Source organism: Bradyrhizobium sp. USDA 4504 (genome assembly GCF_054063995.1).
This window is the reverse complement of record NZ_JBSSGV010000001.1, coordinates 2,874,600-2,891,811: the sequence shown is the minus strand read 5'-3', so window position 1 is coordinate 2,891,811 and position 17,212 is coordinate 2,874,600. Positions and strand designations below refer to the sequence as shown.

Annotated in this window: 24 protein-coding genes and 1 tRNA gene; 12 read left to right on the top strand and 13 right to left on the bottom strand. The window is 62.4% G+C overall.

The window, feature by feature from the left end; all coding sequences use genetic code 11:
* The first annotated feature begins 665 nt into the window (after positions 1-665).
* The gene (locus ACVMB1_RS13200) at positions 666-1,100 is read left to right on the top strand and encodes an NUDIX domain-containing protein (protein ID WP_456848661.1); all 435 of its coding nucleotides are present in this window, start codon (positions 666-668) and stop codon (positions 1,098-1,100) included.
* On the opposite strand, the gene ACVMB1_RS13195 is transcribed toward ACVMB1_RS13200, so the two are convergent.
* The 3 genes from ACVMB1_RS13195 to ACVMB1_RS13185 all read right to left on the bottom strand — a co-directional run bounded on the left by ACVMB1_RS13195 (position 1,054) and on the right by ACVMB1_RS13185 (position 2,731).
* Complete coding sequence (locus tag ACVMB1_RS13195) at positions 1,054-1,533, bottom strand: arsenate-mycothiol transferase ArsC (RefSeq protein WP_456849896.1); 480 nt, start codon at positions 1,531-1,533, stop codon at positions 1,054-1,056. The genes ACVMB1_RS13200 and ACVMB1_RS13195 overlap by 47 nt on opposite strands.
* A gap of 344 nt (positions 1,534-1,877) precedes the next feature.
* Positions 1,878-2,138, bottom strand: coding sequence for a hypothetical protein (locus ACVMB1_RS13190; RefSeq protein WP_456848659.1), 261 nt, complete (start codon positions 2,136-2,138; stop codon positions 1,878-1,880).
* Entirely contained in the window at positions 2,135-2,731 is a 597-nt protein-coding gene (locus ACVMB1_RS13185; RefSeq protein WP_456848657.1) for a hypothetical protein, read from the bottom strand. The genes ACVMB1_RS13190 and ACVMB1_RS13185 overlap by 4 nt, the downstream gene beginning before the upstream one ends.
* Positions 2,732-2,911: 180 nt before the next feature.
* Between ACVMB1_RS13185 and ACVMB1_RS13180 the strand changes: the two genes are divergently transcribed.
* The 4 genes from ACVMB1_RS13180 (at position 2,912) to ACVMB1_RS13165 (ending at position 4,713) form a co-directional block, all read left to right on the top strand.
* Entirely contained in the window at positions 2,912-3,046 is a 135-nt protein-coding gene (locus tag ACVMB1_RS13180; protein ID WP_456848655.1) for a hypothetical protein, read from the top strand.
* Positions 3,043-3,657, top strand: a complete 615-nt coding sequence (locus tag ACVMB1_RS13175; RefSeq protein ID WP_456848653.1) for a hypothetical protein — start codon at positions 3,043-3,045, stop codon at positions 3,655-3,657. Before ACVMB1_RS13180 ends, ACVMB1_RS13175 begins: the two co-directional genes overlap by 4 nt.
* Before the next feature lie 190 nt (positions 3,658-3,847).
* Positions 3,848-4,441, top strand: coding sequence for a pilus assembly protein N-terminal domain-containing protein (locus ACVMB1_RS13170; RefSeq protein ID WP_456848651.1), 594 nt, complete (start codon positions 3,848-3,850; stop codon positions 4,439-4,441).
* The gene (locus ACVMB1_RS13165; RefSeq protein WP_456848649.1) at positions 4,438-4,713 is read left to right on the top strand and encodes a hypothetical protein; all 276 of its coding nucleotides are present in this window, start codon (positions 4,438-4,440) and stop codon (positions 4,711-4,713) included. The genes ACVMB1_RS13170 and ACVMB1_RS13165 overlap by 4 nt, the downstream gene beginning before the upstream one ends.
* 31 nt (positions 4,714-4,744) lie before the next feature.
* On the opposite strand, the gene ACVMB1_RS13160 is transcribed toward ACVMB1_RS13165, so the two are convergent.
* From ACVMB1_RS13160 to ACVMB1_RS13130, 7 genes are all read right to left on the bottom strand, one after another.
* The gene (locus ACVMB1_RS13160; protein WP_456848646.1) at positions 4,745-5,959 is read right to left on the bottom strand and encodes a hypothetical protein; all 1,215 of its coding nucleotides are present in this window, start codon (positions 5,957-5,959) and stop codon (positions 4,745-4,747) included.
* Between the two features lie 270 nt (positions 5,960-6,229).
* Positions 6,230-7,246, bottom strand: coding sequence for a hypothetical protein (locus ACVMB1_RS13155; protein WP_456848644.1), 1,017 nt, complete (start codon positions 7,244-7,246; stop codon positions 6,230-6,232).
* A gap of 48 nt (positions 7,247-7,294) precedes the next feature.
* Positions 7,295-7,669 carry a hypothetical protein gene (locus ACVMB1_RS13150; protein WP_456848642.1) on the bottom strand — a complete coding sequence of 125 codons (375 nt, stop codon included), beginning with the start codon at positions 7,667-7,669 and terminating at the stop codon, positions 7,295-7,297.
* Complete coding sequence (locus ACVMB1_RS13145) at positions 7,666-8,997, bottom strand: DUF3631 domain-containing protein (RefSeq protein WP_456848640.1); 1,332 nt, start codon at positions 8,995-8,997, stop codon at positions 7,666-7,668. The genes ACVMB1_RS13150 and ACVMB1_RS13145 overlap by 4 nt, the downstream gene beginning before the upstream one ends.
* Complete coding sequence (locus ACVMB1_RS13140) at positions 8,997-9,203, bottom strand: hypothetical protein (protein ID WP_456848638.1); 207 nt, start codon at positions 9,201-9,203, stop codon at positions 8,997-8,999. The genes ACVMB1_RS13145 and ACVMB1_RS13140 overlap by 1 nt, the downstream gene beginning before the upstream one ends.
* Positions 9,200-9,418 (bottom strand): hypothetical protein, encoded by a 219-nt coding sequence (locus ACVMB1_RS13135; RefSeq protein ID WP_456848636.1) that lies wholly within the window; start codon positions 9,416-9,418, stop codon positions 9,200-9,202. The genes ACVMB1_RS13140 and ACVMB1_RS13135 overlap by 4 nt, the downstream gene beginning before the upstream one ends.
* A gap of 184 nt (positions 9,419-9,602) precedes the next feature.
* Entirely contained in the window at positions 9,603-9,803 is a 201-nt protein-coding gene (locus ACVMB1_RS13130; protein ID WP_456848634.1) for a DNA-binding protein, read from the bottom strand.
* 173 nt (positions 9,804-9,976) lie between these two features.
* Between ACVMB1_RS13130 and ACVMB1_RS13125 the strand changes: the two genes are divergently transcribed.
* The 4 genes from ACVMB1_RS13125 (at position 9,977) to ACVMB1_RS13110 (ending at position 12,726) form a co-directional block, all read left to right on the top strand.
* Positions 9,977-10,552 (top strand): Arc family DNA-binding protein, encoded by a 576-nt coding sequence (locus ACVMB1_RS13125; RefSeq protein ID WP_456848632.1) that lies wholly within the window; start codon positions 9,977-9,979, stop codon positions 10,550-10,552.
* Positions 10,549-11,715 (top strand): tyrosine-type recombinase/integrase, encoded by a 1,167-nt coding sequence (locus tag ACVMB1_RS13120; RefSeq protein ID WP_456848630.1) that lies wholly within the window; start codon positions 10,549-10,551, stop codon positions 11,713-11,715. The genes ACVMB1_RS13125 and ACVMB1_RS13120 overlap by 4 nt, the downstream gene beginning before the upstream one ends.
* A 68-nt stretch (positions 11,716-11,783) precedes the next feature.
* Positions 11,784-11,873 (top strand) — tRNA-Ser (locus ACVMB1_RS13115).
* Between the two features lie 298 nt (positions 11,874-12,171).
* Entirely contained in the window at positions 12,172-12,726 is a 555-nt protein-coding gene (locus ACVMB1_RS13110) for an SGNH/GDSL hydrolase family protein (RefSeq protein WP_253623885.1), read from the top strand.
* A 7-nt stretch (positions 12,727-12,733) separates the two neighbouring features.
* Here ACVMB1_RS13110 and ACVMB1_RS13105 read toward each other — a convergent pair whose 3' ends face one another.
* Positions 12,734-13,654: an alpha/beta fold hydrolase gene (locus tag ACVMB1_RS13105; protein WP_168856382.1), complete on the bottom strand. Its 921-nt coding sequence runs from the start codon at positions 13,652-13,654 to the stop codon at positions 12,734-12,736.
* Between the two features lie 150 nt (positions 13,655-13,804).
* Here ACVMB1_RS13105 and ACVMB1_RS13100 point away from each other — a divergent pair, with 150 nt between their 5' ends.
* Together ACVMB1_RS13100 and ACVMB1_RS13095 are read left to right on the top strand one after the other, a co-directional pair.
* Positions 13,805-14,263 carry a winged helix-turn-helix transcriptional regulator gene (locus tag ACVMB1_RS13100; RefSeq protein WP_028340657.1) on the top strand — a complete coding sequence of 153 codons (459 nt, stop codon included), beginning with the start codon at positions 13,805-13,807 and terminating at the stop codon, positions 14,261-14,263.
* 86 nt (positions 14,264-14,349) lie between these two features.
* The gene (locus tag ACVMB1_RS13095) at positions 14,350-14,517 is read left to right on the top strand and encodes a hypothetical protein (RefSeq protein ID WP_016847764.1); all 168 of its coding nucleotides are present in this window, start codon (positions 14,350-14,352) and stop codon (positions 14,515-14,517) included.
* Positions 14,518-14,529: 12 nt separating this feature from the next.
* Here ACVMB1_RS13095 and ACVMB1_RS13090 read toward each other — a convergent pair whose 3' ends face one another.
* On the bottom strand, positions 14,530-15,348 hold the full coding sequence (locus ACVMB1_RS13090) for an aminoglycoside phosphotransferase family protein (RefSeq protein ID WP_253623886.1): 819 nt from the start codon (positions 15,346-15,348) through the stop codon (positions 14,530-14,532).
* A gap of 200 nt (positions 15,349-15,548) precedes the next feature.
* On the opposite strand from ACVMB1_RS13090, the gene ACVMB1_RS13085 reads away from it, so the two are divergent.
* Entirely contained in the window at positions 15,549-15,806 is a 258-nt protein-coding gene (locus ACVMB1_RS13085; protein WP_028332011.1) for a hypothetical protein, read from the top strand.
* A gap of 18 nt (positions 15,807-15,824) precedes the next feature.
* Here ACVMB1_RS13085 and ACVMB1_RS13080 read toward each other — a convergent pair whose 3' ends face one another.
* Positions 15,825-17,168, bottom strand: coding sequence for a PQQ-dependent sugar dehydrogenase (locus tag ACVMB1_RS13080; protein WP_253623887.1), 1,344 nt, complete (start codon positions 17,166-17,168; stop codon positions 15,825-15,827).
* Positions 17,169-17,212: the final 44 nt, after the last annotated feature.

Genomic DNA, 17,212 nt, shown 5'->3' with positions numbered 1-17,212 from the left:
ATGGGGAGAGCCGGCGGGCGGTGGCGTCTTGGTGAATGGTCTGTTGCGCCGCCTCCGTCGTTCTACTGACCTTCGCCCCTGCCAAACGCCCTCGCCTGTCCCGCGATCAGACACACTGTTGCAGCAAATCATCAGTCCGGGCGCATCTTGGATTCCAACAATTGAATCTTTTTGACTGTGCAAGCCTGCAATCGTTCTCTCCTCCGTGTGGGGCGCAAAGGAAGTTTGCGATGATCGAGACGGTTACAGCGGTGATGGGCCTAGTGAGTGCGGCGATCTTCTTGGCGCACGCCGTGGAAGGCTATCGGTACCGGGCCTGACAGTCCGTTGAAGGCGGAAAGACGCGTCACCTCTTTCCAGGAGTGAATGTTCGGAAAGCTTTAATCAATTCGGATGAGCATCGATTGAAGGCAGGTGTATCATGCGTAATCACGATTTGGTCTCCGACGGGTTTCTGACCCTGACCGCAGCAAGCCTCGTGCTGCTGTGCTCGAGCCTGCTGGCGTTCGCTTTCGGCTGAACGTTTTTGAGATTCTACCGGCGCCCGTGCGACGGGCATCGGTTACCCCTACTCATTCCCCGCCAAACGGGTTGCGGCAGACGCGCTGTCTTCTCCCCGCCCCACTCGTGACGCATCCTCGCCGTTTCCCGAAGAGGATGTACGGATGACCGGCAGTGTCAGGGAGGGAACGTCCGCCCTTCTCGTCAGCACAGATGGCCGGCTGCTGATGCAACTGCGCGACGACCTCCCGCATGTTACCGATCGCGGAAAGATCAGCCTGTTTGGCGGACGGCGGGAGGGCGCCGAGACCTTCCTCGAATGCGTCGTTCGCGAGATCCACGAGGAGATCGGCTACTACTTGCCGCCCGAGCGTTTCGAGTTGATCGGCCGCTATTCCGGTCCCGATCATGCAACGCCAAACGGCGCGCTTCGCGGCGAGGTGTTCCTCGCGCGCGATGTGCCCATCGACCAATTGACGGTGACCGAAGGCCGCCTCGAGATCGTCGCCATCGACGACCTCGAACGCATCAGCGGCAGGCTCGCGCGCCCGGCTACGTTTGCGCTGGAGATCTTCCTGAAGCGCGAACCGATGACCTGAGCGCCGAAACCAGCGTGCGGATGTGATCGTCGATCATGGCCAACGCGACTGACGGATGAGCAAAGTCGATATCGTCCACGTGCCAGTAAGTCACCCTGTCGGCGACCTCGGGGAACCGACGCTCGATCAGCGGACGGTGCTCGGTCTCCTTGAGCGCGATCACGAGGTCGGCGTCGTCGAAATCGGCCAATGAACAGGGCTGCGGAAAGCGCGCTGCGCCCTCCGGAACGATGCCGCTCGCGCGAAGACGATCGTCGGTGAAGACTGACATCGGCCCGACATTGTCGGGCGATCCCCGCTCGGCCGCGCCTCTGGAGGAGGCGCGCCACGCCAGTTGTTCGGCTCTTGCAAGATGGTTGAACAGTTCCTCTGCGTATCGACTGCGATAGTAGTTGCCGGTGCAGAGAAAGAGGACACGCTTCATGGGCGTCATGATGGCCAAGGTGGGCCCTCGCGGTCAACGGCGTTGCGAGCATGGGCCCTTTGAGTTCACGGACCGGGCGAATGACGGGTCGGCCCGGGTTTCGCTGCCAGGTTCGCGTTGCGTTCGGCGCCGCCCTACGCTAAGGGCCTGATCCTTGATCCGGAAGGGTGGCCGAGTGGTTTAAGGCACCGGTCTTGAAATTCTGGAATCACTGTCCCGCATGGTGTTAGCGCGTCCTGTTACGTGCTGAATTCCAAGGACAAAACGAAAGGGCGACACAGTGTTGTGCCGCCCTGTTTTGTTTCGTTTTGACGAGTTGGGTAGCAAAAGCGGTAGCAGTTCCCCTCCCCGGGTCAGTTCACCGTGCCGCCGCGGTGCTCGATCTGCTGGACGGCGCCGCCGGTCTCGCGGGCGATCTCCCGGGCGGCCTGGACAGCGAAGCCCAGGGCGTCGCCGATCGAACTGCAGGGCATGAGCAAGGTGCACTGGTCGTCCCAGGCTCCTTCGCGCTCTACCGCGAAGTAAAGCCGCACCAAGCCACCGCTCAGCGGCTCGACTTTGCGGACGGTCGACGCGACGTGTTCCGGCGCGCGCCGGCGGGCGGTGCTGCTCATGCCTGCCCCCTTACCGCCAGCGCATCCTGGATGGTGAAGAGGAGCGTTTCGAGCCGGCTGTCGCCCCGGAAGTGAAACTCGACGTCGTCGAATTCCTCCACGAGATAGGAGATGAGCGCGCGCAGGCCGTGCATCGTGGCAGGCGGTGTCGCCAGAAGCTCGTCGAACGCCTCTGATGCCGCGTCGCCGGCCGCATCGGTGGCACTCTCGGCATCGCCGAGAACGTCGCTGTGGCGCTTCAGCACCGCATCCAGATCGGCATGGGCCTTCTGGCGCGCTTGATCCGAGAGGCCGACGAAATTGTCTATTTGCTGGTGGCTATGGCAGATCATCGGTCGTGACATCCAAAGGATGGTCACGTATGGGCGAACGCCTATGCCCTCGTCGTAGAGCTGTTGCTCGCGTCGCGACTGCTCGGCGGTCGCGTCAGAATAGGCCTTCTCCGCCGCGCGATGCGCCTCGATCAGCGCAAAGATCGGATCGGCATCAACCGCCATTGCTGCGGCTGTGGTGGGGACAAGGGCGGCGACGGCGGCACCGGCGAGAAACCGCCGTCTCGATGTGGTATCTGTGGTCTTAGCCTGTTGTGACATGGATCAAGCTCCGTGTTGCTGGAGGTCAGGCTCGTCGCGGTGTTCCAAGCACTTCGGCGAGCCGCTTGCTTTTGGCAAGTTTGAATGATGTAATACATCAGAATGAAAAAGGCAATACTAAAATCATCGAGAGGCGGAAAGCGTCCTGGTGCTGGTCGGCCAGCAACAGGCAACGATCCCGTGCGCACACTGCGGCTGTCGGATGAGTTCATCCAAAAGGTCGACCACTGGGCAGCAGAGCAGGAAGATGCTCCCGGCCGGTCCGAGGCGATCCGCCGGCTGGTCGAGATCGGGCTGAGGGCTAAGACGAAGTGAATTCCCCTGATCCCAATTTCTACGGCATAACCCTGCCACTCGTTTTAAGCGCGGTCCTGACCTTGATGACGTCCATTGGAGCTGCCTTTTTTTCGGCTCGATGGGGCACCGCTCAAGCTCGAAGGCAATTCACAAAGCAGATCGAAGATGATGAACGAGCAGCCGCGGCGGAATTGATCCCGCTGCTGTTAAAGCTTTCGCTCGACTGCGACAGAAAGAAAAACAATCTGTCGCTCTACCTTTCTAGCGATGGCGAGGAAGGCAATGACGAGCCCATGAGCGGAGTGAACTTTCCGGCCGCTATCCACGCCGCCGCAGCCCGGCTTGGCCCTAGCATCACAGAGCGCGCGATCAAACTGGAGACCTGCAAGACTCGCGCTGAAGGGTACGTGCACGAAGGGTCCGGCCATATCGACCGCTTCGAGCTCGACCAATCGATTTTGAGTTTTCTCGCTCTGCTTTCATTGCGAGCACGTTACCTTGTCGATCAAGCTAGCGAAAGAGTTGGGCTAAGGGCGCGCCATCCTAAAGACGACATGGATCGCCTCTTGAAAGAGGCGATGAAGCATATGCACGAGATTGATTCCGGCAATGAAGAAAGCTGGTACTGACTACCGCAAAATCCTGTTCCTGAAGCCGCTGCTCTCCCTCACCTGAGAGCACAAGTACCTGAAGCCCAAACTAAACCCCCGTAAAAATCCGGCAGAACGCCCCGCAACCTTCACGCGTGTTGCATTTCTGCCATTGACTCAACCGAGGGTTATGGTGGTACCCTACAGCCTTTCATTGGCGGGGTTTTTCATGAAACAGTTTTTAGGCGCGCTGCCGCTGGTTTTATTGATTCTGTCGTCTCCTGTTCTCGCACAATCAACGACGGCTCGAGATCCATCACCACAAGGACCGGGAAAAGGGGAAGTTATCTCCGCGGTCGAGCAACTCAACATTGCTCCTGGTCAGGCGAAGCTGATCAAGTTCAATCGCATGATTGGCGATATCCAGACCAGCGTGAACAATGTCGTCAGATCGTCTGTTCTAGGCGACAAGTTTTTGATGTCGGTGACTGGAGTATCCGCCGGAGCCACGGATCTGATCGTCGTCAATCAATACGGCGACGTCATGTATATCGGGCACGTCACCGTTTCTCCAGGGCTTGAGGCAGACGGCGACGCTCCGCACATCGTTCGGATGTATGGTTGGTCGGACACCAAAAAGGGCTCCGCCAATTTCGGTACGATCCTCAATATCACCAATGGTGACTCGAAGGGTACGGCTGGCGAGCCGACGGCTAATTACGTCGAGATGTACTGCAGTTCTACGGGTTGCGGCCAGCCAATTAGCCGGGGCAATCAGGGAGCGGGTTTAGACACGACCGATCCGCAGAAGGAGCGGCAATGAAGCGCCTGCTGTTCGCGATTTTCATCGCGTCCATTAGCACGTCGTCGTGGGCCGGGGGGTATATGGGTTTCGAGAAGCCCTGCCCTGATCAAGATCCGCGCTTGAGTCCACCCGCCCCGTGGGAAACCTGCGATTACGTAACAATTATCAAGCGTTGCGATGGCGATTTATCGGAGCGCGTGTTCAAACTGCCACGCCATCCATCCAAGCTAATGTCGGAGAATGGGCCAGATCACCCGCGACGATTGGTCTGTCATCACGACAACGAGTGACCGCGGCTGCGGGCTAGGCACTGAAGAAGGCCTATCGGTTCCAACTTGGCGCAACTCCACCACTAGCGAGCTGCGCCATTATCGCCTCTCGCTTCAGTTCTTCGAGAACACTCCGCTTCATCTGCACAGGATAGTCGCCGGCATTGGTGCGGAGATCGATGGTATGATGCTCGCCGCTGCCTGAGCTGCTCTCGATCAACGGCGCTTTGCCACCGATGCTGCCATCGAAACCGATTGGGCTATCGATCGACAACTGAGGGAAACCTACCTGAGCGCCGCCCCAAGCTGATCCACCGAGACCCACCGATCCACCTTCCGCAAAGTGTCCGACCGCGCCGCCCGTTGAGACATAGGTGTCATCGTTGGGATTGTCGTTATGGCCAAATTTTCCTTTGAACCAGCTTTTGTATTTCGGCTTCTTGGACTGCTCCCGCATTCCCGCCTTGCTCTCTGCAATTCCTTTCTTGACGACAGGGTCATCCAGGAGTGGATCGCCGGGCAGGTGCAGGATGCCATCGACGATCGCTCCGCCGGATCCTGGATCGAACGTGACCGTATGCTGGCCGGGTCCAAGCCTGGTTGCATTGGCGAGTGTGCGGCCGATGACACCGTCATCATCCGACACGTCGCCACCATCGGCGTAACCGTTTGCGTTGAGCTGATCGAGACGGGATCGCCCGATCTTGCGGGCCGAGCTGGCGCGGATGACATATTCACCATCGCTTAGCCGCGCAGGTATGGAATCGCTTGTCGACGTGCCGGGCCCGCTGACGTGACCTCCGCCGTCCATATTCTTGCGCACTTCACCGCCTGAAGCCACTTGCACGCTCGCGGGTTTGGCCTCAATACGCGAGGCGACAGCTTCCAGCGCGGCTGCCAGCTTATCGCCCGCCGACGTGATCGACTGGCTGGCGTCGGCAACTGCTGTGCCGGAAGGGGCTTCGCCGCGAATGCCGCCGCTGGCTGGCTCGTCAACATTCAGGTCCGGCCGCTTCGCGTTGTTCGCGGCGGCTGAGATACTTTCTAGGATGGTGCGCAGCGCGCTGGACAGATCCGCAGTCTGCTGCTGCGGTTGAGCCTCACCCACACGCGGCGCCTGTTCAGGCGCGACGGAGGGCGCTGGGGTGGTCGGACCCGGCGCGATTGGCCAGTTGTATCGCGAGTTGGGATCGCGACGGATGTAATCGCCACCATCAGGCGCGGGCGTGAAGCTGTCTCGCTTTCCCTTTGGTCCGATGACGTCCACATCGTTGGGCGTGCCTTGATACGGTAGCGGCTTCGCTTCAATCGGCTGCCCAATCGTACCAGGATCGCTGATTGCCGGGGCGGGCTCGCTGCTTGCGCGGCGGCGACGCCGGCCGACTCTTTCGCTGCATGTAGTAGGCGTCGAACATCTCAAGTCCCCTTTCTGCGTAAGTGTCCGGGAGCGCGCGCCAATGGAGCCAAACACGCGCTCCCGGAGTGATGCCGGCACAGCACCGATCCATCCTCGGTACGCCCGACGGCCGGCATAGCTTCAATCCTTCTTCGGTGCGGGCATATCGCTGGCAAGGCCGAGCGCCGCGCGCGGATCCAGATCTGCCCGAGGCAACAGCCCAGCAAGTTCGCTGAAGGCCGCCTCGTCGCGTTCGGATGCCAATGTGTCGGCATCGATCTCGGCGAGCTTGGCGATGCGCTGCTCAACGGTGAGTGCGTTGGCATCGTCGCCGACGCCGGCCAGTTCGCGATCAATCGCTGCGATGAACTCCTTCGGGAACAGCCAGGCAAGCAGCCCGACCGGGTCGGTCAGGTAGACCGCAGCCGCGCTGCCGCCGTGCTGGGAAACACCGACGCGCTTTTGGGGAAACTCGATCGGCTCCAGCCGGTCAATCAGCGGTGACACGTCAGGTCGAGCCGCCTCGATGCGCTGCTCGAGCTGCTCCCGGATGAGCTTCTTGGCGAGAGCCACCGGGAACGGTGATGCCAAGACCGCCTGCCTGTCAGCCTTGAGGGTGCGGGTGCGGCGCGCCGCGCGCTCCAGTGCGTCGATGGCGGTTTCGCCTGATTTGAGAGCCGAAGCATCGCCATCATGCAGCCGAATGCCGCCATCCTCGGCATCGAGCAGATACCGTTCGAGATTGGTCACGAGCCGAGCTGCGGACTGCCAGGACGTGCTCAGCTCGGAATTGCGCTCGGTCGAGCGGGCCAGCGCAGCAGTCGCATTCTTGATCTCTGTATTGGCCTCGATGAACGCGGGGTGGCTATCGTCGTTTCGATGTTCGGGCGGCATATTGGCGCGAAGGTTTTGCAGCCGACCTTCCCACGTCTGCAGGTGCAGCCGCATTTCCGAGACACTGTCGGAAACCCGGCGCAAGGCCGCGTGTCGGTCGCCCTTGATGTCGCGCAAGCTGAGGAGCTTATCGCGGATCTGGTGCGGAACACGGTCGGCGATGTCGGGTGCGAAGCGGAGCGGCTCGGCACCGGCCTCGCTGCGATCAGCCTTGGCCTTGGCTTCCACTCCCTCCGACAACGTCGCGCCGCGAATGATGCTCATGTTTTTTGCTCCCAAATCAGTTGCCGAATTCGTCGCGCACCGCATTGCTCATCGCAACTTGGCAAGAATTCTCCTGATGGTTGATGGACTTGGAGTGTCCGGATTTGGCGGTGCCGTCCGAAGGATCATCCAGTACAACTCCGTCCTGCCTGTTGCCGGTGGTGTCGCTGCGGATCGATCTCGGCGCCAAGCGCCCGCCGCATAGCGGCTCAGGCCGCGCGAAATCTCATGCGCAGCGGCGTGGTCAGCAAGCTCGGCGAAGTACCGGCGCCGGCAATCGACGATGAGCGAATCCCGCTCGGCGTGTCTCGCCGGCATCACCGCGCGCAGCGCCTCCGCGGCCGCCGCTCTGTCCGACACCGACAACTCGGCGCCGGCAGCGAGCACCTCAGCAAGGCGGTGCAGGTTGACGCGCAGGGTCATTGGCGAGGCGCCTCGGCGGACCACCTCCACTGATCGACGCAGTCACGGTGAAGATGAACTCCACCGTCAGCACCTTCAAAGACTTCAACCGTGACGCCATTCCCGCCACAATGGGCGCACCGGCTTTTGTGCGCTACCTGCGCTACCTCGGCTACCGGATTGTTTTGATTGTTCAATTCAGTAGCGCTGGTAGCGCTGGTAGCGCTCATATTGGGCAGGTAGCGTTTCCAGGCGTCCGCGAAGCTCTCGGCCTGGTACCCCTTCTTGTTGGTGCCGGAGATTTTGACGTCGCAGGACTTGATCCCGTACCCTTTCAGTCGCTTCGCAAGCCCTCGGTCGTCGAGGGAGCGACCGTGTCCGATATTCTTCCACCGTGACTCCGGCCGGTCATGCAGCCGCTGCAGCAAGGTGTCGGTCCAGAGCCTGCCATCGGCGCCAAACGCCTCCCGGATGTCGGCCAGCAGCTCGACGCCGTCGGACATGGTTTCCGCCTTCCCGCCCTGGACGAAGTGCACGGCTGCCTTTCGCGCCAGCTCTGGCCACTTGCCGCCGGCGGCCTCAGCAACAAGCAGAAGCGGCTCCCAGCATTCGGCCGCCCGATCGGTGACGCCGGCCGGCATCTCCGGCGTCGCCGCGCTCAAGTCTGACAACGAGCTCGCCCACGCGGCGATCTTGTCGTAGATGCCGGTTGCGATCGGCTCGATCATCCGGGTTCGGAATTGCTCGACCTGCTCGTCTGGCGCTCTCCGACGCATTCGAATAATGATCGCGCGAGAGGCCAGCGTATCTGGCAGGTCCTTGAGACCCGCAAGCGCAACCGGAGCGAACGAGTCCAACTCCTCCACCTCGATGCGCTTGCCGACGGTGACGCAGCGATATGCCTTGGCGCCGCGCTTGTATCCAGAATTCAGGATGGATCGAACATCAAGGTTGCCCTCCTCGCGCTTGCTGTTGCCGAAGAGCGCGTCAATCTCGTCGAACAAGATCGTGTGCCCGCCTTCGGCCACCTTCCTGACGAGCGCCGCCGGCGACAGATTGAAGCTGAGCAATGCCCCCGGCGTTAGAGGTTCCGTGACTTCTAGCCCGCGCGTCTTGCCGCTCTCTTTCTCCTCCGACATGAAGGCTAGCCGCGGCGACGTGTGCCAATGCGTCATGCAGTGGGCGTGAACGATCCACAAGGTGTGCGCGATCTGGGCGTGCTCGCTCGGATGGCGCAGGTAGCGCCCGATGAATTCGAACACTTCGCGCAGGACGCGTTCGCCTTGACCGGCATCGGCCTCTTGTACAAGTCGGTCAAGCTCGTTGTTGTCGGCGATGCTGATGTCCATCAAAGCGCCTCCAAGACGGCCGGAGGTGCCGCTGTCACGGCATCGAGGCAACCGGGCGCAACATCGTGACACCACTCGACCGCCGTTTCCGGCGTTATCACCCCGGTGGCCAGAGCAACCCCAATGAGGTTGATTTCTTCGCGGACCAATTGGATGCGAAGCGACGCGCAGCGGAGCGCTGCAATGACAAATTCCGTGTTGCTCATAGTGCGATCCTCGCTCCCAGAAAGTCACCGAGGGCGAGAGCCGCAGCCTGTGCGTGCTCGATCTCCTGAAATCGATGCTTGCTCTGCCAAAATGTGGCGCGGCTTTCGTAGCAAACCGAATAGCGGACATCGCCGCTCGCCGGATCACGGATCAGCGAGACGCCGACCTTCCCGCCGACGGCACCGGAGATAATTTCCTGGATGTTCTTGGTCACGACTGCCCTCCCGCGTAGGCCAGTTCGGCCAGAACAAGAGCGGTTGCGACGGGCATTGCAAAGCGCGACATGATGCGCGCGGCTTGCAAGGTGAGAGGGCTGGCTGTAGTTTGCGGGAGATCGCCGCCAAGCAGATCACCGACAGACACAGCCCCGCCCCTTGTGGCGGGGTTTTTGCTGGGCATCAGTCAATCCCCAGCTTCTTGCGCAGCGGGGCCGTGGGCACCTTCAGGAGACGCCCCACGCGGATGGTTTCGATTTCACCCCGCCTGACGGCGTCGTAGCTCCCGTTGCGGCTAAGACCATAGCAGATGCGCCCCACGTCCGGCACATCCGCGGTCGGCCTCGACAGCAACGCCTGCAGTTCCTCATTTAACTTCAGCATTGGCTCACCTTTCGTAGTAGGGCCACTGTTGGCCCTATCCAAGAGATGCGCTTCGTACCTGACAGTCAAGTCTGAGCCAAAGTTGGCCCCAGAAAAATCATGGGGCCACTTGCGGCCCCATGCAGTTCATGCCAGATTGTCCCACGTAGTCATCGAGAACCGAGGGGCAATGCATGACAAAGAAGCCGACCGAGCTGGTGAAGCTGAATCTGCGGTTCGATGAGGGGTTGAGGGCGACCTTGGAGAAGCGTGCATCCAAGAACAACCTTTCCCTGAATTCCGAGATCGTGGCTCGGCTGGAGCGGTCGATCGATGCTGAAAAGGTCCGAGAAGAACGTCTTGCTGATCTGCGGGACTACTTGTCGTCGGAATGGGGCACAGACGTCTTCAACATCGCCTTGAGCACGTCGAGGGCGCTCGCCAGCATCGAGCGGTTTACCGGTCACCGGTGGGTTGAGGACGACCACACGTTTGAGCTGTTCACGCTCACCCTCCTTCAGCTCGCGAAGAACTACCGAGACATCGTCATGCGCAACTACGGGAAGGAGGATCCGCCAGGCAACCGGCTGGCAAACGCCAAGACTGACGAGCAGCTGGCCGAGGTGTTCGCAGAGCTGAGCGGTATCTCTCCTCCGTATCCACGGCCCGACAAGGACGCGGAGTATCAGGCGGCGGACCGGGCGAGCAGCCTGAGAGAGTTCAAACGAAAGATTGCCAAGAGCAGACCTTTGCCAGGAGACGAAGCATGAAAGGACATATCCGCGAACGATCACCGGGCCATTGGGCCATCATCATCGAGCAGCGCGATCCGGCGACGGGAAAGCGCAAACGCAAGTGGCATTCCTATAAGGGTAGCAAGCGGCAAGCGCAGACCGAGTGTGCTCGCCTGATTTCTGAGGTGAAAGCTGGCGCGTATGTCGAGCCTTCCAAGACCACGGTTACGGAATTTCTGACGCGCTGGCTGAAGCACATCAAACCCAACGTGTCGCCTCGCACTCACGAACGATACGAACAGATCGCGACGAAGAACATCGCCCCATTGATCGGCGCTAAGATCCTTTCGAAGCTGCAGCCCATCGACGTCAGCGAGGCCTATGGGAAGGCGCTTCAGTCAGGCCGGCGCGACGGCAAGGGCGGCCTGTCGCCGCGCACTGTGCACCATATGCACCGCGTCCTCTATTCCGCGCTGAACCAGGCCGAGCGCTGGAAGCTGATCGTTCGCAATCCCGCCGCCCTCCTAGAGAAGCGCGACCGCCCCAAGATTGAGCGAAAGGCAGTTCGAACGATCGACGCCCCGTCGACCGCCGCCGTGTTCGACGCGGCCCGGGAACGCCGGCTGTTTGTGCCGTTGATTCTCGCCTCTCTATGCGGTCTCCGCCGAGGCGAAATCACGGCCCTCCGCTGGAAGGCGGTCGACCTCGAGAACGGGCAGCTCGCCGTGGTGGCGAGCACGGAGCAGACCGACGCCGGTGCCATCCGGGAGAAGGAAGCAAAGAGCGGCCGGGCGCGAACGGTTGCCCTGCCCGCCATGGCGGTCGAGGAACTGCGGCGCTGGCGCGTTGCGCAGGCGCAGGAACTGCTGCGGCTTGGGGTGCGCGCGGATGATGACTGGCACGTCGTAACTCAAGCCGACGGCTCGCCGCTCCAGCCCAGGAGCCTCACACATGTCGTCTCGGCGTTCCTGAAGGAGTGGCGGGTCACCCTGCACGGGTTGCGCCACAGCCACGCCAGCCACTTGCTGGTGTCGAACATCCACCCCAAGGTGGTCCAGGAGCGGTTGGGACATTCCTCGATCGCGATCACGATGGACATCTACAGCCACCTGATGCCGAACATGCAGGGAGAAGCCGCGGCGGCGGTTGACGGGGCGATGCGCGCGGCCATAAAGAAGCGCACCGACGACGTTGGGTAGCAAAGCGGTAGCAGAGTCCTAGTTTTGTTCTCTCTGCCGAGACGAAAAGCTAAACAATTTCAAGGCTTGGAAGGGTGGCCGAGTGGTTTAAGGCACCGGTCTTGAAAACCGGCGTGCCCGCAAGGGTACCGTGGGTTCGAATCCCACCCCTTCCGCCACCGCTTTCAATTGGGCGCTGTCCAGCCGGGCTCAGAGCTGAGACCAAAGCGGCAGCGATAGCCAACCACCAAATGGCCGCAACGGAGGTAACGGGTTGCGCGTCGCCGTATCCAGCCACCTCCCGCAGGACGTGATCCGCAGAAAGTGATCGCTTCGGCGTTGTGCGGTTGTTTCCGAATATTGCTCGGGCTGGAGCCGTGATGATAGCTCTGAGGAGCAATGCGTCGCGCACTACCTTGGGTTTTGGCCGTTACTTTTCTGATTGGTTTTGTCGCTTCCTTTGCGGAGCTGCAGAGGATGCGCAACCGTTTCGGCGAAGTGTCTCAGCACGCCTTTCACGATCATGCCGCGGTGCGCGAATTCATGATACGCGCTGCGCTCGCCGACGCGCCGGCGCCGATCGTCGTGCTTGGCGACAGCATCACCGAAATGGCTCCGCTGCCCCGGCAGCTCTGCGGACGTCCGGTCATCAATGCCGGTGTTGGCGGTCAGACCATCGCGGAGGCAAAGCAGCTCGCCGGGCGCGTGCTGCAGGACCAGGGCGCATTCTTGCTCGTGCTCGCGGTCGGCGCCAACGACGCCGGATCGCCAACGGCGCAACGCGACTTCGCCAACCTCATCGAGACCGTCAAGTCGCTCTCGACGCGGCCATTGGTGACCATCGCCGTCGCAGCTGACGAATCGACCAACCGGGCGATCGAAGCCGCCGCAGTTGCGCGTGGTGTTCGGTTTATCGACCCGCATCTGCCGCCGGGCGCGAAGATGGCCGACGGCATTCACTTCACCGCGGCCGCCTACAAGGCCTGGGTGCCGGCACTTGAGGCTGCGATCTCGGCGGAATGCACGATGTGACGCGTAGTCACGTCTGCCGCATGAACTCCGCAATCAGGCCGGCGATTTCCCCAGGCGCATCCTCGAAGCAGTAATGCCCGACGCCGGCAAGGCGTCTGACCGGCGCCGTCGGGAAGATTGCGGAAAACAGCGGCAGGAAATGCTCCGCGCGCAGCGTGCGGTCCGCCTCGCCCCAGATCGCGAGCGCAGGCTTGCTGCGGATCAAGCGGTGGGCGGCGGGATCGGGCGTCTGGAATTGATGCGCGCCGGTCGCAAAGCCCTTGGCCCAGCCGATCGCACCGAGGCAGTCCGCCGGACGGGCGAAGTGCGCGCCGTAGGCGGCGAGCCAGGCGTCCGTGATGACGGCGTTGTTCTCGAATCCGTTGAGCTTCAGCGTGCTCAAAATGTTGAAGCCGAGCTGTCCGAGAACCGGCTCAAGGTCGCCGCTCGCCTCGGCCTTTGCGATCCATTGAAACCACGGCGAGACCTGCGCGTTGGCGGCGACGCGATCGAACAGATCGCTCTGCCCGAACGGCGTTGGCCCGTTGGCGGAGACGATGCGGCGAATCCGGCCCGGATGCCGGGCCGCCAGCCCCATGCCGACCGGGCCGCCGAAATCATGCATGACCAGCGTGATGTCGGTGAGATCGAGCGCGCGGACCAGCGCTTCGAGATTGTCGACATGGTCCTGAAGCCAATAGCTGCGATGCGCCGGCGTCGCGCTCTTGCCAAAACCCATGTGATCCGGAACGACCACCCGGTGCGTCGCACTGAGGCTCGGCACGAGGTGGCGGAACAGATAGCCCCAGCTTGGTTCGCCGTGCAGGCAAAGCAGCACCTCGCCGTCCCGCGGACCTTCGTCGACATAATGCATCTGAAAGCCCGGCGCCGCGCTGAAATGCGGTGCGAAAGGAAAAGTGCCGTCGAACGCGGCGTCGGCTTGGATCATGGCGCACCTCAGGAGGTTTTAATTTGCAACCATCGTGTATCGCTTGAGGTTTTATTTTGCAACCAATATATCGAACCCACGATCGGGTGGTTTTCCGGCCGCGGCTCTGAGCGCCGATCATCCCCCAGGGAATGAGTGTTGAGGATCACGATGGCCAAGCGAGTGAGCCACAGGGACTCGATGTGCGGCGTTGCCCGGCCGCTGGATGCGATCGGCGACTGGTGGTCGCTGCTGATTGTCCGCGATGCGTTCGACGGGCTGCGCCGCTTCGGCGAATTTCAGAAGAGCCTCGGGCTTGCCAAGAACATCCTCTCGGCGCGGCTCCGCAATCTTCTGGCGCACGGCATCATGGAGACGGTGCCCGCAAGCGACGGCAGCCCCTACCAGGAATATGTGCTGACCGAAAAGGGACGCGGCCTCTTCCCGCTCCTCGTGGCGCTCCGGCAGTGGGGTGAGGATTTCTTCTTTGAGCCCGATGAGGCGCATGTGCTGCTGGTCGACCGCAAGAACGGGCTGCCGGTGCGACGGCTCGAATTGCGCGCGCAAGATGGACGCGTCGTTGGCGCGGAGGACACGATGGTGCGGCTGCCGCCGGCTTCACCTGAGTGAGTGAAGCAAGCGTGTCGCGCGCGCCGTCAACGGCAACCGGATGTTAACTCTCCGTGCCGCAGCATCCGCGCGTGGAGGTTCGACCAATGCAGACATTCCGGATTTCGCTGAGCGATGGGACGCGGCAATTCCACACCGCGATTCAGGCGCCGGACCCCGCTTCCGCGCGCATCAAGGCCGCCTATTTCTTCGATATCTCGAAGTGGCGGATTTTGAGCGTGTCGCTGAGTGGAGCCAGCGCCGCGGCGGCGTAGTCGCTGCGCGCCCTACGCCATCCGGTCGAGTTCGGCGGCGGCGAGCTGTGCAATCGTAAGGTCGATTTCGGCGAGCGGATCGTCATCCCCCAGAAACCATGCGGCCGACAAGCCGGTCCAGGCTACGATCCATGACAGCAGGCGCCGGCGATCCAGCCGCGCGGCTTCAACGACGATGTCGAGTCGCCGCGCAAAGCGTCCGGGTTCGGTCGCGACCGGCCGTGTCGGATCCGCAAGATCCGGATTGGTGAAGATGTTGGCGAAGTCGAAGCCGCGCTCGCCGACGAGATGCTTCGGATCGATCGCAAGCCAGCCGCGCGCGCCGAAGTCGAGCACGTTGTCATGGTGCAGGTCGCCATGCAGGACCACGATCTCGCGCTGACTGCCCAGCAGAGCTTCGGCAACTTCCGCCGATCGGTTCAGAATGCCGCCATGCGCCCTCGCCGCGGGCCACAACTCACGAAACCAGTGCGTCAGCGGCGTCAGATCCGGCCGCGGCTTCGCTCGCTCGGCGTGAAGCCGATCAGCCGTTGCGCAGAGAATCCTGCAGGCCTCGTCGTCCCGGCCGGTTCGCGCCATTTCGCTGAGCGAAGCCGATCCCGTCGCCCTCTCGAGCAGAAGGGCGTCGCCGTCACGGGCAAGAACCCGCGCCGCACCTTCGCCGTCCCACCACTCCATCACGATGGCACCGAGGCGCTCGTCCGGCTCGTGCGAGAGCTTGAGCATGGCCGGCTCCCCATGCCGGCGCACCGGCAGCAACCGTGCGGCGCGCGTCACGATCGGGTCGCCGTCGGGGACAAGGCTCCAGGCCGAGAGATAGGGAGCGAACATTTGGGTGGACTGACCGGGGACGAAGAAGCGAGCCTCGTGGTTCTAATCATTGCTTCCGCGTGCTGCCACGCCGGTTCCCTGCGGCGCATCGTGGCAGGGCCACGCGAACCGGTTCCCGCTGCCCTGGCCATGTTGGCTGATGACAGCCCCCACCCATCTCGCGCTACAATGTCGCAGCCGGTGCTACGGAGGGTGTGGCGATGCCGCGAAAGGGAATTACCGGACACGACGAATGGGTGGTCACGGAGGCCCTGGCCACAGCGCTGGTGGCGCTCGAACAGCTGCCGACAAAGCATCAGCCGCGCGCGCATATGGAGGATGTCCGAAAAATTCTGACCGCCAGATGTGAGGCCGGCGCCGTCACGCTGCATCTTGCGCAGGCCAAGTGCCGGTTGTTTCCCGACACCGATCCCCTGACCATCTACGAGGAGTATGGCCTCAAGGACGGACTCGGCTAGCGCGCGCCGTCTGGAGCATTAGTCGCGGCTGACGCGCCAGATCGTGCCGTTGCCGTCTTCGGAGACCAGCAGTGCGCCGTCGCGAGCGACCGTCACACCGACCGGACGGCCCCAGACCTCATTGTCGCCGATCACAAAGCCGGTGACGAAATCCTCGTACTCGCCGGTCGGCACGCCGTCCTTCAGCCTGATGCGAATGACCTTGTAGCCGGTCCGCTTCGACCGATTCCACGAGCCGTGTTCGGCGGCAAAGGCATCGCCGCGATACTCCGGCGGAAAGCTGCTGCCGGTGTAGAAGGTCAGGCCAAGCGACGCCGAGTGGGCCTGCAACAGCACGTCGGGGACCGTCACCTTGTCCTTCAGGTCGGGCCGCGCGCCGGCATGCGCGGGGTCTTCGTTGCCGCCGATGTAGTACCAGGGCCAGCCGTAGAACGCGCCTTCGCGGACCCGTGTCACATAGTCGGGCACAAGATTGTCGCCGCGGCCATCGCGCTCGTTGGTCGAGCACCACGGCGTGCCGCTTCCGGGCTGGATCGCAAGTCCGACGCAGTTGCGGATCCCCGTGGCAAACAGCTTCTGGTTCTTGCCATCAGGATCGAAGGCGAGCACGGCGGCGCGATCGGTCTCGTCGCCCCATGCCGCGCCGAGCGCATGGTCGCGGCTCCAGGCCTCGATGCCCTTCGGCGGGCGACCCAGCCCCTCGCCTGCGTTGCCGGCGGAGCCGACAGACACCAGCATCCGCTTGTCGTCCGTCGTGAACACGATATCACGCGTGGAATGGCCGTAGCCGGGCGGCAGCCGGGCGACGATCGTCTCGGGTTTTCCCGACGCCTTGAGATCGCCGTTACGGTAGGCAAAGCGCACGACGCTGTCGGTGTTGGCGACATAGAGCCATTGCGGATTGTCACCGCTCGGAAAGAACGCGATGCCGAACGGCTGGTTCAGGCCGGTTGCGTAGACTTCATTGGTCGCAGGCCTGGTGGCGCCCTCGGCGCTGCGCAGGATACGAATGCGGCCGGAGCCCGTTTCCACCACGTAGATATCGCCATTGGGCGCGGTCCGGATGATCCGCGGACCGCTGAGCCCGCTCGCAAACAGTTCGACCTTGAACCCTGCCGGCACCTGCGGCGCGGCCGACGCAGGTCTCGGCATGACGCGCGGAAACTTGCTGCTCGACGCCGTTGCCCCGGGCTTGGGTAAGTCCTGCGGCGTGATCAGGCGCACCGTGCCCGGCTTGTCGCGTTGCCAGTCGCCGAAGGCTTCCGCGCCTTTCAGCACGGGCTCGGCGCCCGACCGCGTGATGCTGATCGCCGCGAGGAAGACGACCGACAGACCCGCACCGACAAGACTCGTCCTGGGCATATGCTCCTCGCGCGATTTCCCTTCGGCCACGCCGTTCATAGCGT